Here is a 13,981-nt window from a genome sequence, read left to right on the forward strand (position 1 = left end):
GATGGCCCCCGTCTTCGCCCACGGCCGGCTCCGCCTCTACCTGCTCAAGCTGCTGGACGAGGCCCCCCGTCACGGTTACGAGGTGATCCGGCTGCTGGAGGAGCGCTTCCACGGCCTGTACGCCCCCTCCGCCGGCACCGTCTACCCGCGGCTGGCCAAGCTGGAGAAGGAGGGCCTGGTCACCCACTCCACGGAGGGCGGCCGCAAGGTGTACTCGATCACCGACGCGGGCCGCGCGGAACTCGCCTCCCGCAGCGACGAGATCGCCGACCTGGAGAACGAGATCCGCGACTCCGTCTCCACGCTCGCCGCCGAGATCCGCGAGGACGTCCGCGGCGCCGCGGGCGACCTGCGCCGCGAGATCCGGGCGGCCGCCCAGCAGGCGGCGCACACCCAGCCGAAGTCCTCCCCGGCGGACTGGAAGGAGCAGATGCGCCGCTCCAAGGAGGAGATCCGGCAGGCCCGCGAGGAGGCCCGCACCGCCAAGCGCGCCGCCAAGGAGGCCCAGGACGCCGCACGGGACGAGGTGCAGCGCATCGCGCGCCGCGTCCAGGAGGAGGTCCAGGACCACGTCCGGCGCGGCGACTGGCAGACCGGCGTCCGCGAGGGGCTGGCGGAACTCACCCGGGAGCTCGGCCAGTTCGGCCGCACCTCCACCTCCTGGCCGCCGTATGTGAAGCCCGAGCCCGCCGAGGCGCCCGAGTGGGGGGCGGAGGACGCCGCCGTGACCGAGGACCCTGCCCGCGACCTGGAGCGCCTGCTGGACCGCTTCCGCGACGACGTCCGCGACGCCGCCCGCGACAACGGCGTGGACGCCGAGCAGTTGCGCGAGGTCCGCCGCCATCTGTCCACGGCGGCCGCCCACATCGGCGTCGTGCTGCGCGGCAAGCACAAGGGCCGGGACTAGGGCGTGTCCCATGAATAGCGCCGTCCGCCCGGACGGCGGGGCTCGTGGCGGCTGGTGCGTGCTATCGCAAGGCGGAGGATCGGCCTCGTACTGGACGTACGTGGACGACTCCGACAACGCGGCGTGGGGGCACCCCCGGCCGAAGGCTGGGGGAGTGCCGTGCCTGGGGGCACCTCCCAGCGCCAGCTGGGGGAGCGTCACGAGCCAGGCGGGATTCATCAGACACGCCCTGGCCGCAGGGCCCGGACGGGGTCGTCCCCGATGCGTCCGGGGCCCCGCCGGCGGGGCGGAAGTCCGGACGTCCGGACCCGAGCGGGACCCGTGGCGGAGGACGTAGGGAGTTCCCCGATGCCGCGGCCCCCGCCCGCTGGCAGGCTCTCCGATGCGACGGCACCGGCTCCGGCCGGGCGCCGTCGGGTGCGCGCAGGCCGGCCCAGGGGGAGCCGTGCCCGCGGCCCGGCGGCGGTCCGGCCGGTCGACTTCCCGGTGGCCACAGTGCCGGGGGCCGGGGTGTCCGAGCGGCGGGAATCCCGGTGACCCGATGACGACGGCCGTCCCGCACGGTGCGGGGCGCAGTTCCTGCCCGATCGGACGGAGGCGGTGCCCGTGACGCTCAGGAACGCCCGTGAACCCCGGAGGACCCAGGGCGGCGCCCGGAACGGCGGACGCGAGACGGCCACCGCCGGAACCGGCTCGGGCACGCTCCGCGGGACCGTCGTCCGGCTCGTCGGCATGGTCGCCGAAAGCCTCAGGGGCACGGCAGCCGAGGCACCCGAGGTCGTCGACCTCGACCGGCCGCCCCGCTCCCGCTCGGAGGTCGCCTTGCGCAGGTCCGCCGTCGAGGAATCCCCCCGGGGCAGGATCGCCGGGCGCATGGTGACTCCCCCGACACTCCCCCGGCGGGGCGCACCCGCGGCCCCGCCCGTGCCCCCGCCCGTGCCCCCGAAGGCGACCGGGACGCACGTCCCCCCTCCCCGACGGCATACGCCTGACGGCGTGGGTCACCGGCGACGGGCACGGGGTCACGGTGATCATCCGCAATCCCCACCCGGCCCGTTCCCTGGCCGGGGCCGCGTGGCGGTCCGCCTTCACCGCGGACGGGTCCGCGTCACCGGTGCTCCGCGTCACCGTCCACGGGGTGCCGTACGCCTGGGAGCCGTCCGCCGGGGAGAGCGCCTTCCCCGAGGACGCCGAACTGGCGTGCCGCGCGCAGGGCGGCGACCCCGTCCCGGGGCCCCCCGAGGCCGGGCAGCCGGTGGAGGTCACGCTGCGGGAGGGGCGGCCACCGGTCACCAAGACGCTGTGGACACCGCTGAGCTGACCGCCCGGAGCCTGCTCACCGCACCATGCCGGCCGCCGCCAGCGTACGGGCGAGGTCGGAGCGCGACCGGATGCCGAGCTTGCGGTACACCCGCGTGAGGTGCGCCTCCACGGTCTTGCGGGACAGGAACAGGGTCGAGGCGGTCTCCAGGTTGCTCAGCCCCCCGGCGACGGCGCGGGCTATCTGGAGTTCCTGGGCGGTCAGCAGGTCGGCGAGGGAGACCTGCGCCCGCTGCGGCGCGACGCGGTGTCCGGCCGCCGCCAGTTCGGCCTCCGCCCTCGCGGCCCAGGGACGCGCGCCCAGCGCGCTGAAGGTGGTGAGGGCCGCGAGCAGCGGGACGCGGGCCTCCGCGGGGCGGCGCAACCGCCGCATCACCTCCCCGTGCACCAGAGCCGTCCGCGCCTGGTCGAAGGGCATCTCCCGGCGGGCGTGCGCCCGGTCCGCCGCGGCGAACAGCCGTACCGCCTCGTCCGCGTCGGTCGCCAGCAGACCGCGGCAGCGTGCCGTCGCCGCCTCGGGCCAGGCCAGGCCGGTGGCCCGGGCCCGCTCGTCGAGCCAGTCGGCCAGGCCGGCCGCCCGGTCGCGGTTCCCGCCGCGGACGTGCGCCTCCGCCAGGTCGGCCACGAAGGTCAGCATGTTGGGATTGCCCAGCCCGCAGTCCTCGGCGAGCGCGAAGGCCCGCTCCAGATGGCGAACGCACTCGTCCGGGTCACCCGCGGTGAGTGCCGCCGAGCCGAGGGCCCCGAGAGCCAGGACTTCCAGGCCGTGCGTCACCGGCCAGCCGTTCCGCTCCCGATAGGCCGCGATGTGCCGCTCGCAGCCCTGGCGGTCGCCGCGGCGCCCGTCGATACGGGCGAGCAGGATGGCGGCGTAGCTGCCCATGGTGACCTGGCCCAGCTCGCGTGCCCAGCGGACGGCCTCGACGGCGTCGGCCCTCGCCGCCGCCCAGTTCCGCCAGCTCTCGGCCTCGCACCGGCCGGCCAGGGCGTAGGCGAGCAGTCCCACCGAGGCGCCGCGCCGGATCCGCTCGACGACCTCGCCGAGCAGGGAGGCCGCGGCAGCGTCCTCGTCGGCCCAGGAGAGGGCCTCGCCTATCTGCACCGTCAGTTGCTGCAGCTCGGGGGTGACGGCCTCGGGAAGGGCCGCCCGCTCCCGCAGCAGCAGTTCCCTGCCTTCCCGCACCTGGCCGGCCAGCGCCATGGTGGCACCGAGCAGGGCACCGCCCAGTCGTGGCCGCCGTCCCGGTGCGCCGTGCCCGTCACCGCCGGTTCCGGAGGGGGCCGTCCCGGCCGTCCCCTCGGTGAACTCCGCGCAGCGGCGGGCGAGATCGAGCGCGAGGCCGGTCTGCCCGGACATGGCGGTGGGCAAGGTGGCTGCGCCGTACAGCACACCGGCGCGGTGCGGGTCGACGGCGCGCACGCTCTCGGCGGCCGACACCAGGACGCGGTGCGCGCGCCCGGGATCGCCCAGCCAGGCGTGCGCCTGTCCGCGGACCAGGTCGATGTCCGCGGTGAGGCGGAGGTCCGGACTCCACCGCAGCGCCTCCTCGCACCAGTGGACGGTCTTGCGCGCGGCGCCGCTGTGGAAACCGTCGACCGCCGCGTTGAGCAGGCGCACCGCCCGGTCGGACGGCGCCGGAGACAGCTCGGCGGCCCGGTGCCAGGTCTCCGCGGCGCTGCCCGGCGCACCACGCCGCCTCGCCTGTTCGGCCGCGTCCGCCAGTGCCCTGGCCACCTGTTCGTCGGGCCCCGTGGCGGCCGCCGCGAGATACCAGGCCCGGAGCTCGGGAGGAGCGCAGTCGGCCAGGACCCGGTACATCCGCAGCCGTCGCGCCGGCGGGCATCCGTGCAGCACCAGCCCCCGCAGCACGGGGTGGCGCAGCCGGTACCCGGATCCCGGTTCGAGGACGACGAGGCCGGCGGCCTCGGCCGGCTGCAGCGCTGCCGTCGACAGACCCACCGAGGCCAGCACCGTCTCGAAGACGGTGCCGTCCCCCGAGCGGCTCGCCGCCAGGTAGGTCAGCGCCTCCCGGGCGGCCGGGGGCAGTGCCCGCAAGGGTCCCCGCCAGGCGCGTTCGACCAGCGGGCGGGGGCTGGACCAGGCACCGGCCAAGGGATCCTCTGCCTCGTCCGCCGACGGATCCGGAGCGTGCCTCCTGTCCCGCAGCAACGCGGCGTACTCGACCAGTACGAGGGGGTTCCCGAGGCTCAGCTCCACCAGCCGGGCCACGGCGGCGTCCTCCGGATCGAGCCCCATGCCCAGGAGCAGCTCCGCGCAGGCGGCGCCGTCCAGGCCGGACAGGGCCAGCCCGGGCACGCCGGCCCAGCCCGTCTCCGGTTCGGCGCCGTGCCGGGTCGCCATGGCCAGCAGCACGCGCTCCCGCTCGAGCCGGCGGGCCACGAACTGCAGCACGTGCCGGGAGGACGAGTCCGCCCACTGCAGGTCGTCCACGAGGACGAGCAGCGGTTCGGCATCCCCGGCCGCGGCCAGGACGCCGAGGGCACCCGAGCACACCGCGTACAGGGTGGGCTCCGCCGGCTCCGACAGCGCCAGGCAGCCTTCGAGCGCGCGCCGCTGAGGCGGCGGCAGCTCCGCGAAGTGTGCGCGCAGTGGGAGCAGGACGTCGGCGAGTACGGAGTACGGAAGCACCGCCTCGGACTCCACGCCGCGCGCCCGCAGGACCCGCCCCGCGTGACCGCGCGCCGCGTAGGCCAGCAACTCGCTCTTGCCGACCCCCGGCTCGCCGGTCAGCAGGACGGCCCCGCCCCGTTCCGGGAGCCCGGCCAGCAGACCGTCCAGCTCCGCGCGCTCCCGCGCCCGGCCGAACAGCCGCAGTCCACCCGGTGCGTCATCCCCACCGGTCCCCCCGGCACTTCCGGTCCCCACCGCGTTCTCCGTGTCCATCGCCCCACCCCGAAGTCTCCGGCCACCACGTCGCGGACCAGATTGCCGCAGTCCTTGTGATGCCGCAGCCACCGGGATGGTGGGCCCTGGCGTGCGGTGACGATCGGGGACGTCCCGGGCGGCGCCGCGCCGGTGTGGCTGCCGGCGCACGTACTGCTCTCCCGGCGTTCCCAACGGCCTTGGGCCCGGGGCCCGCTGAGGCCCGCGGACCCACGCGCCGGGCCTCAGACCGTCAGGACGACCTTCCCGAACAGGTCCCCGCCCGCCATCTTCTCGAAGCCCTCGCGGGCCCGGTCCAGCGGCAGCACGGTGTCGATGACCGGGCGCACCCCGGTGACGGCGCAGAAGCTCAGCAGGTCCTCCAGCTCGTCCTTGGTGCCCATGGTCGAGCCGACGACTTTCAGTTCCAGGAAGAAGATCCGGTTGAGCTCCGCGGCCTTCGGGTTGGGCCCGGAGGTCGCGCCGGAGATCACCAGCGTGCCGCCGGGGCGCAGCGACTTGACCGAGTGGGACCAGGTCGCGGCGCCGACGGTCTCGATGACCGCGTCCACGCGCTGCGGCAGCCGGGCGCCCGGCTCGAAGGCGGCGTCGGCACCGAGGTCCTCGGCGCGCCCCCGCTTGGCCTCGTCGCGGCTGGTGGCGAAGACCCGCAGGCCCGCGGCCTTGGCCAGCACGATGGCGGCGGTGGCGACGCCGCCGCCCGCGCCCTGGACCAGGACGGAGTCACCGGGGCGCACCCCCGCGTTGGTGAAGAGCATCCGGTAGGCGGTCAGCCAGGCCGTGGGCAGGCAGGCGGCCTCCTCGAAGGAGAGCTCCTTCGGCTTGGGCAGCAGGTTCCAGGTGGGCACGGAGACCTTCTCGGCGAAGGTGCCCTGGTACTTCTCGGTGAGGATGCTGCGCGGCTCGTCGGGGCCCACCCCGTGCCCGCTCAGGCCGACGACGGGGTAGACGACGACTTCGTTGCCGTGCTCGTCGATCCCGGCGGCGTCGCAGCCGAGGATCATCGGCAGGCTCTCCTCGCCGAGCCCCACCCCGCGCAGCGACCACAGGTCGTGGTGGTTCAGGGAGGCGGCCTTGACGGTGACGGTGCTCCAGCCGGGCCGTGCCTCCGGCTCGGGGCGCTCCCCGAGTTCGAGGCCGCTCAGCGGCTGGTCGCGGTCGATTCGGGCGGCGTAGGCAGCGAACATGACCTTGACGCTAGCGCCGCGCGGTGCCCCGGCGTAACCGCACGGGGATGTGACACGCGCCGCGCGGTGCGGTGCCCCCGACCGGCGGGCACCGCGCCGCGCGGGCGGCGTGGTCTGCGGGCGTACGGCGCGCTCAGCGCCGGGCGACGCCCTCGGCGCGTGCGGCCGCGGCCACGGCGGCGGAGACCGCGGGGGCCACGCGCTCGTCGAAGGGCGAGGGGATCACGCAGTCGGCGGACAGTTGGCCGTCCACGACGGCGGCCAGCGCCTCGGCGGCGGCGATCTTCATGCCCTCGGTGATCCGGGAGGCCCGCACCTGCAGCGCGCCCGCGAAGATGCCGGGGAAGGCGAGCACGTTGTTGATCTGGTTCGGGAAGTCGCTGCGCCCGGTGGCGACGACGGCCGCGTACCTGTGCGCCACGTCGGGGTGGATCTCCGGCGTGGGGTTGGCCATCGCGAAGATGAAGCAGCCCTTCGCCATGGTGGCCACGGCCTCCTCCGCCACGGTGCCGCCGGAGACGCCGATGAAGACGTCCGCACCCGCGAGCGCCTCCTCCAGGGTCCCGGTGAGCCCGGCCCGGTTGGTGTACGTGGTGAGCTCGCGCTTGGCGGAGTTCAGGTCCTCGCGGCCCGCGTGCACCACGCCCTTGCGGTCGGTGACGGCGACGTCCCCGATGCCGGCCTCGACGAGGATCTTGGCGATGGCGACGCCCGCGGCACCGGCCCCGGAGATCACCGCGCGCAGTTCGCCCAGCGCGCGCCCGGTCAGCCGGGTGGCGTTGCGGAGCGCGGCGAGCGTGACGACGGCCGTGCCGTGCTGGTCGTCGTGGAAGACCGGGATGTCCAGGCGCTCCTGCAGCTTGCGCTCGATCTCGAAGCAGCGGGGGGCGGAGATGTCCTCCAGGTTCACCCCGCCGAAGGAGGGTGCGAGGCGCACGACGGTGTCGACGATCTCGTCCACGTCGGTGGTGGCGAGCGCGATCGGGACCGCGTCCACGCCGCCGAACTGCTTGAAGAGGATCGCCTTGCCCTCCATCACCGGCAGGGACGCCTCCGGGCCGATGTCACCGAGGCCCAGCACCGCCGTACCGTCCGTGACCACGGCCACGACCTGGGACTTCCACGTGTAGTCGTGGACCAGCTCGGGCTGCTCGGCGATGGCGGTGCACACCCGGGCCACGCCCGGCGTGTAGGCGAGCGACAGGTCGTCGGCGTTCCGCACCGGGACGGTGGCGGTCACCTCCATCTTGCCGCCGCGGTGGAGGGCGAACACCGGGTCCACGGGGCTTTCCGGGCCGTCGCTGTCGGCGCTCTCCGCGTGATCGGTGCTGTCGGTGCTGTCCGTGCCGTCGGTGCGAGGATTGACAATCTCCGCTGCCACTGTTGACCCCTTTGTCCGAATTGTCTATGAGGGTACTACCCCCTACAACAGGGGATAGGTGGGCTCGGCTTCCGTACACCCGGACTCGAGTGGTCCCGGGCGCGACGGAGGCCAGGCGCGCCGCACGCACGCCGAGGGGCCCCCGGTGAGGGGTAAGGGTCTGTTGTACCGGAAGACGGTTTCCGCTGACGAGTCTGTGCGCCGCACCACGGTGTCGCACATCGGGAACTTCTGCGCACAACGCAACAAGTCGTCCGAATAGCGGGACAAGGAAAGTGATGCACGCAACTTCGCAGCACGGCCCCATCACGGTCCGGCCTTGGTGTACCGGCCTGGTGGGGGGCCAGGGGATCGCCCGTTATGCGATTTTGACACATCCGGACACCCAAGAGGACGTGTCCGGATGGCAAGATGCGGAGATCACACGCGTTCACGACACCCGAACGTGTGTACCCGGAAGATCGGCTGCTCCCAGGATTCCCCGCAGGAGGAACCAGCAATGACCGCACGTACCACCCGTCGCTCGACCGTGACGAGCCGCTTCGCCGCGGTCGGAGCGATCGCGGTCGCCGGCGCCCTCGTCCTCACCGGTTGCGGCGACCAGACGGACAAGGGCGGCTCCTCGTCCGCGTCGAGCGACGCATCCAAGGCGCCCCTCTTCGACAAGCTGCCGAAGTCGGTGCAGTCGGCGGGCGTGCTCAAGGTCGGCTCGGACATCGCGTACCCGCCGGTGGAGTTCGTCAAGGACGGCAAGAACGTCGGCATCGACCCGGACCTGGCCGACGCGATGGCCAAGCAGCTCGGCGTGAAGGTCGAGTTCAACAACGGCACCTTCGACACCCTGCTCACCGGTCTGCGCGCCAAGCGCTACGACATGGTGATGTCCGCGATGAGCGACACCAAGGACCGCCAGGAGGGTGTCGACTCCTCCACGGGCAAGAAGGTCGGCGAGGGCGTCGACTTCGTGGACTACTTCACCGCGGGCTCCTCGATCATCGTGAAGAAGGGCAACCCGGAGGGCGTCAAGTCGCTCGCCGACCTGTGCGGCAAGAAGGTGGCCGTGCAGCGCGGCACCACTTCCCAGGACCTGCTCAAGGCCCAGAAGTGCGACAAGCCGATGTCGATCCAGGCCTTCGACACCGACACCGAGGCGCAGACCCGCCTGAAGGCCGGCGGCGTCGTCGCCGACGTCTCCGACTTCCCGGTCGCCGCGTACGCCGTGAAGACCTCCGGCGGCGGCAACGACTTCGAGCTCGCCGGCGAGCAGGTCGAGGCCGGCCCGTACGGCATCGCGGTCGCCAAGACCAACACCGAGCTGCGCGACGCGCTGCAGGCCGCGCTGACCGCCGTCATCAAGGACGGCTCCTACACCAAGGTCCTGGAGAAGTGGGGCGTCACCGACGGCGCCGTCACCGAGGCCAAGATCAACGGCGGCTCCTGAGTCACGACAGCAAGAGGCTTCCCTCCATGTCCGAAGCGAATGACAAGGTCCCGGCCGGCACCCCGGCCGGGACCCCGCCCGCCGAGGCCTCCCGCCCGGAGGCCATCAAGGCGATCCCCGTACGGCACTACGGCCGCTGGATCTCGGCGATCCTGGTGCTCGCCGTGCTCGGGCTGCTGGTCAACGCGTTCGCCAACGCGAACGTGAACTACGGGGCGATCCCGGACTTCCTGTTCGATTCCGCGGTGCTCAAGGGCCTGCGGAACACGGTCGTCATCACCGTGGTCTCGATGGCGCTGGGCCTGGTCCTGGGCATCGTGCTCGCGGTGATGCGGCTGTCGAAGAACCCCGTGACCTCCTCGGTGGCCTGGGGCTACATCTGGTTCTTCCGCGGCACCCCGGTCTACGTCCAGCTGCTCATCTGGTTCAACCTGGCGCTGATCTTCCCGGTCATCAATCTCGGCTTCTACAAGGACGAGATGAACCAGTTCATGACCCCCTTCATGGCCGCGCTGCTCGGCCTGGGTCTGAACGAGGCCGCGTACATGTCCGAGATCGTGCGGGCCGGCATCCAGTCCGTCGACGAGGGCCAGACCGAGGCGTCGCACGCGCTGGGCATGACCCAGGGCCAGAACCTGCGCCGTGTGGTGCTGCCGCAGGCGATGCGGGTGATCGTCCCGCCGACCGGCAACGAGTTCATCAACATGCTGAAGACCTCGTCGCTGGCCGCGCAGGCCGCCCAGTACGCCGAACTGCTGCGCTCCACCACCGACATCGGCAACACCACCGGTGCCACCGTGGAGATGCTCTTCCTCGCCGCGGTCTGGTACCTCGTCCTCACCTCGGTGTTCTCGGTGGGCCAGTACTACCTGGAGCGCCGTTACGCCCGCGGGACGACCCGCAACCTGCCGCCCACCCCGTGGCAGCGGGTCAAGGCCAACCTGGGCACCTTCCGCCGCCCGGAGGTGGCACGATGACCGACTTCAGCAAGGGCACCGGCGCCCACCCGATGGTCAAGGCCGAGGCGGTGCACAAGCACTTCGGCCTGGCCCACATCCTCAAGGGCATCGACCTGGAGGTCGCCCCGCGTGAGGTGTTCTGCCTGATCGGCCCGTCGGGCTCGGGCAAGTCCACCTTCCTGCGGTGCATCAACCACCTGGAGAAGATCAGCGGCGGCCGACTCTCGGTCGACGGCGAGCTGGTCGGCTACCGGCAGAAGGGCGACAAGCTCTACGAGCTCAAGGACCGCGAGGTCGCCGCGAAGCGCCGCGACATCGGCATGGTCTTCCAGCGCTTCAACCTCTTCCCCCACATGACCGCGATCGAGAACGTGATCGAGGCTCCGGTGCGGGTGAAGAAGGAGGCCAAGGCCGTCGCCCGCGAGCGCGCGCTGGCCCTGCTGGACCGGGTCGGCCTGCGCGACAAGGCCGGGCACTACCCCGCCCAGCTCTCCGGTGGTCAGCAGCAGCGGGTGGCCATCGCCCGCGCGCTGGCGATGGAGCCGAAGCTGATGCTCTTCGACGAGCCCACCTCCGCGCTCGACCCGGAGCTGGTCGGCGACGTCCTGGACGTCATGCGGGGCCTCGCCGAGGACGGCATGACGATGATCGTGGTCACCCATGAGATGGGCTTCGCCCGCGAGGTCGGCGACGCCCTGGTCTTCATGGACGACGGCGTCGTCGTCGAGTCCGGCCACCCGCGCGACGTGCTCACCGACCCGCAGCACGACCGCACCAAGGCCTTCCTCTCCAAGGTCCTCTGACCGCGCGTGCGTGAGGGGCGGCGCCGATCGGCGCCGCCCCTCACGCGTTCCCCCGCTGCGGGGTACGGATCACTTCAGCCCGAGGACGATCGCATCCGACACCGAACGCCAGACCTCCCGGGCCTCGCCGAAGCCGGCCTCCCGCAGGGCCGCGGCGTGCCAGGCCGGGGGCAGCTCGTCGCCGTCGGCGTGGGAACCGTAGATCACGAACCGCTCCTCGGTGGGACCGGCCAGCACGGGGTCGGCCTTGGCGGTGGCCCACCACTGCTCCCAGTCCAGCACGCCCTCCGCCCTCCGCCGCTCGCGGCGGGCCCGGTCCAGCTCGCGCACGGCCGCGTTGAGCCGCGGCGTCGAGGCGTCGGGCATGTGGTCGGCGTTGAGGAACACCCCGCCGTCGCGCAGCAGGCCGGCCAGCGTCCCGTACAGGGCCTCGAGCGGCCCGGGCTTCAGCCAGTGCAGGGCGGTCGCGGTGAGCACGGCGTCGTAGGTGTCGTACGGCAGGGCCTGCGGCCAGTGCGGGTCGCGCAGGTCGGCGGTGACGAACTCGATCCTGCGCTCGCCGGCGAAGTGGCCGCGGGCGATCGCCAGCAGCGCCGGGTCGAGGTCCACGCCGGTCGACACGGCGTCCGGGAAGCGCCGCAGCAGCCGGTCGGAGATGCTGCCCGTGCCGCAGGCCAGGTCCAGCACCCGGGGTGCGGGGCCGACCAGCGCCTCCACCATGTCGAGCATGACCCGGAACCGCTCCTCGCGGTCCGGCAGGTACCACTCCTGCTGCCGGTCCCAGCTGTCCTGCCAGGCCTGCCAGTCGGTCACCGCCGCAGTGGTGTCGGACATACGGTTCCCCTCCAGTCGTAATACCCTTAGAGCAAGAGCAGTCATTACCGACCTTAGAGCGCACGCGTAAGGACTACAAGTGGAACTCGCCTATTACTCCGACTACGCCGTGCGCCTGGTGAACAGCGAGGAGCCCGAGCGCGGCCTCGACCATCTGACCTCGGTCGATGCCGTGCGCGAGCTGTTCGGTCCGGCCAGCCAGGCGGCGGGCCGCGTGGGCGACGCCGACGTACAGCGGCTGCGCACCGTCCGGACCCGGCTGCGCGGCGTCTTCGAGGCCGCCTCCGAGGGCGACGAGGTGCGCGCCGTGGACCTGCTGAACGCACTGCTGCTGGAGTTCCCGGTCAGCCCGCAGATCTCCGGCCACGAGTACCTCGACGAGAGCGGCCGGCCGGACTGGCACATGCACCTCGCCGAGCACGCGGCCACGGCGACCGCCTCCTACGCCGCGACCGCCTGCATGGGCCTGGCCTTCCAGCTCACCGACCTCGGTGTGGACCGGCTCGGCATCTGCCAGGCCACTACGTGCCGCAACGCCTACATCGACACCTCGACCAACCGGTCCCGCCGCTACTGCTCGGACCGCTGCGCGACCCGCGCCAACGTCGCGGCCTACCGCGCCCGCAAGCGCCTGGAGAACGAGCGGTCCGCCCTGAGCGGCCTGACGCAGGACACCAGCCAGCCCGCCACGCCGGCCGCCGACCGCTGAACCTCGCGCGGCGGCCGGAAGCGCCCGCGTCCCCGGGCGAGCACCAGCTCGTCCGGGACGGTGCCGAACTCCCTGCTGTCGTTCTCCACGAAGGTGTTGTCGCCCAGCACCCACCAGCCGCCCTCGCGCCGCTCCACGGCGCGTTTGACGATCAGCAGGTCCTGCTGGAGCGGATGGCGCAGCACCACCACGTCACCCTCGCGGACCTCCGCGGCACTCCTGACGTGCTGCACCAGCAGCCAGTCGCCGTGCTGCAGCGTCGGCACCATCGACGGACCTGTCACCTCGACCAGCTGGTACGGCACTCTCCTCCTCTGCCCAAGCCCGGGCTCACGCATGCTCAGCCTCCTCCTCCATGCTCCACCAGCCCAGGGTGACACCAGACTTTTGTCCTAAGCACCAAGGGGCACCCGAGAAAACCACTCGACAGGGGAGTAATCTCCCTGGTGGAAAGACGATCACGAGGAAGGACAGTCATGCTCGCTCGCCTGTTCGCGCCCAAGGTCAAGGTCAGCGCCCACTGCGACCTGCCCTGCGGTGTCTACGACCCGGCCCAGGCCCGCATCGAGGCGCAGTCCGTCAAGGCGGTCCAGGAGAAGTACCAGGCCAACGAGGACCCGCACTTCCGGGCCCGCGCCATCGTCATCAAGGAGCAGCGCGCGGAGCTCGTCAAGCACCACCTGTCGGTGCTGTGGAGCGACTACTTCAAGGCGCCGCACTTCGAGAAGTACCCGCAGCTGCACCAGCTCTTCAACGACGCGCTGAAGGCGGGCAGCGCCGCCAAGGCCTCGACCGACCCGGCGACCGGCCAGAAGCTGCTCGACCTGATCGACCAGATCGACGCCATCTTCCAGGAGACGAAGAAGGCCTGACCTGGCGTCGGCGCACCGCGCCCGGTCCGGGCGGCCCCGCAGGGGCCCGCGCGGACCGGGCGCGGTCGTACGCGCCCCCCGATCGGACCGTGACCTCAGGACAGCGCTTCCCGGCGCGCTTTGAATGGGCGCCATGCCGCTGCGCTCCCCCCGGACCTCACGCCCCCGCGCCCTGGCCGCACTCGGCCTGGTGGCCGCGCTGACCGCCGGTGGTCTCGCCGACGCGGTCGCCCTGGCACCCTCCGCGCACGGGGCGGACCCGCCCCTCCCCCTCCGGCGGCGCCGGCACGCTCCCGGACGCACCGCCCGCCCAGCCGCCGCCGTACGGACCCCCCGGGCCGGAGGCAAGTGACGGCCCGGGGGGGGCGCTTCCGCGGGGTGCCGGCGCGCCACCCCCGAGCCGTCACTCGCGCTCCCGCGTGCGCGAAGGCACGCGCTCCGGAAGGGCGGGGGCAATACCGCGGAAGTCCGTGTGCGGGGGGACCGGGCTTTGATGGACTCGCCCCCGTGGCGGTTCCGCTCCCGAGGCCCGGGGTGAAGGTGCAGGTGAGGGGGTGTGGGTCCGGGCCGGGTGGGTGGGGCCGCTGTAGACTCGATCTCACTCGTACGGGTCAACCGACGTGCTAGCAGGAAGAATCCATCCCGTGGTGAACGCACTGCAGG

General features: G+C 72.8%; 13 protein-coding genes. 8 read left to right on the forward strand and 5 right to left on the reverse strand.

The features are described from left to right. Position 1: 1 nt before the first annotated feature. Positions 2-907 carry a PadR family transcriptional regulator gene (locus ABZ312_RS03830; RefSeq protein WP_499513919.1) on the forward strand — a complete coding sequence of 302 codons (906 nt, stop codon included), beginning with the start codon at positions 2-4 and terminating at the stop codon, positions 905-907. Positions 908-1,934: 1,027 nt separating this feature from the next. Continuing rightward, positions 1,935-2,228, forward strand: coding sequence for a hypothetical protein (locus ABZ312_RS03835; RefSeq protein WP_500436382.1), 294 nt, complete (start codon positions 1,935-1,937; stop codon positions 2,226-2,228). 15 nt (positions 2,229-2,243) lie between these two features. On the opposite strand, the gene ABZ312_RS03840 is transcribed toward ABZ312_RS03835, so the two are convergent. From ABZ312_RS03840 to ABZ312_RS03850, 3 genes are all read right to left on the reverse strand, one after another. After that, positions 2,244-5,132, reverse strand: a complete 2,889-nt coding sequence (locus tag ABZ312_RS03840) for a helix-turn-helix transcriptional regulator (protein WP_500360312.1) — start codon at positions 5,130-5,132, stop codon at positions 2,244-2,246. A 224-nt stretch (positions 5,133-5,356) separates the two neighbouring features. Further along, the gene (locus tag ABZ312_RS03845; protein WP_500331168.1) at positions 5,357-6,319 is read right to left on the reverse strand and encodes a zinc-binding dehydrogenase; all 963 of its coding nucleotides are present in this window, start codon (positions 6,317-6,319) and stop codon (positions 5,357-5,359) included. 133 nt (positions 6,320-6,452) lie between these two features. Then, a complete protein-coding gene (locus ABZ312_RS03850; RefSeq protein WP_500331167.1) occupies positions 6,453-7,700 on the reverse strand; it encodes an NAD(P)-dependent malic enzyme in 1,248 nt (415 codons plus the stop codon). A gap of 499 nt (positions 7,701-8,199) precedes the next feature. On the opposite strand from ABZ312_RS03850, the gene ABZ312_RS03855 reads away from it, so the two are divergent. From ABZ312_RS03855 to ABZ312_RS03865, 3 genes are read left to right on the forward strand one after another with little or no spacing between them, the layout of a single operon-like run. Further along, on the forward strand, positions 8,200-9,141 hold the full coding sequence (locus tag ABZ312_RS03855) for an ABC transporter substrate-binding protein (RefSeq protein ID WP_500331165.1): 942 nt from the start codon (positions 8,200-8,202) through the stop codon (positions 9,139-9,141). A 26-nt stretch (positions 9,142-9,167) separates the two neighbouring features. Next, entirely contained in the window at positions 9,168-10,118 is a 951-nt protein-coding gene (locus tag ABZ312_RS03860; protein ID WP_500331163.1) for an amino acid ABC transporter permease, read from the forward strand. Next, positions 10,115-10,903, forward strand: coding sequence for an amino acid ABC transporter ATP-binding protein (locus ABZ312_RS03865; protein WP_500331162.1), 789 nt, complete (start codon positions 10,115-10,117; stop codon positions 10,901-10,903). Before ABZ312_RS03860 ends, ABZ312_RS03865 begins: the two co-directional genes overlap by 4 nt. A gap of 69 nt (positions 10,904-10,972) precedes the next feature. Here ABZ312_RS03865 and ABZ312_RS03870 read toward each other — a convergent pair whose 3' ends face one another. Then, entirely contained in the window at positions 10,973-11,737 is a 765-nt protein-coding gene (locus ABZ312_RS03870; RefSeq protein ID WP_500360311.1) for a methyltransferase domain-containing protein, read from the reverse strand. A 79-nt stretch (positions 11,738-11,816) separates the two neighbouring features. Here ABZ312_RS03870 and ABZ312_RS03875 point away from each other — a divergent pair, with 79 nt between their 5' ends. Next, a complete protein-coding gene (locus ABZ312_RS03875; protein ID WP_499513910.1) occupies positions 11,817-12,446 on the forward strand; it encodes a CGNR zinc finger domain-containing protein in 630 nt (209 codons plus the stop codon). Here the strand turns inward: ABZ312_RS03875 and sodX are convergent. After that, positions 12,350-12,784: a S24/S26 family peptidase gene (sodX, locus tag ABZ312_RS03880; protein ID WP_499513909.1), complete on the reverse strand. Its 435-nt coding sequence runs from the start codon at positions 12,782-12,784 to the stop codon at positions 12,350-12,352. The genes ABZ312_RS03875 and sodX overlap by 97 nt on opposite strands. A gap of 138 nt (positions 12,785-12,922) precedes the next feature. Between sodX and sodN the strand changes: the two genes are divergently transcribed. Continuing rightward, the gene (gene sodN / locus ABZ312_RS03885; protein WP_018563636.1) at positions 12,923-13,318 is read left to right on the forward strand and encodes a superoxide dismutase, Ni; all 396 of its coding nucleotides are present in this window, start codon (positions 12,923-12,925) and stop codon (positions 13,316-13,318) included. Between the two features lie 133 nt (positions 13,319-13,451). Continuing rightward, positions 13,452-13,670 carry a hypothetical protein gene (locus tag ABZ312_RS03890; protein WP_500331156.1) on the forward strand — a complete coding sequence of 73 codons (219 nt, stop codon included), beginning with the start codon at positions 13,452-13,454 and terminating at the stop codon, positions 13,668-13,670. Positions 13,671-13,981 lie beyond the last annotated feature (311 nt).

Source organism: Streptomyces sp. NPDC006207 (genome assembly GCF_040613835.1).
In the GTDB taxonomy this organism is placed as follows: Bacteria; Actinomycetota; Actinomycetes; order Streptomycetales; family Streptomycetaceae; genus Actinacidiphila.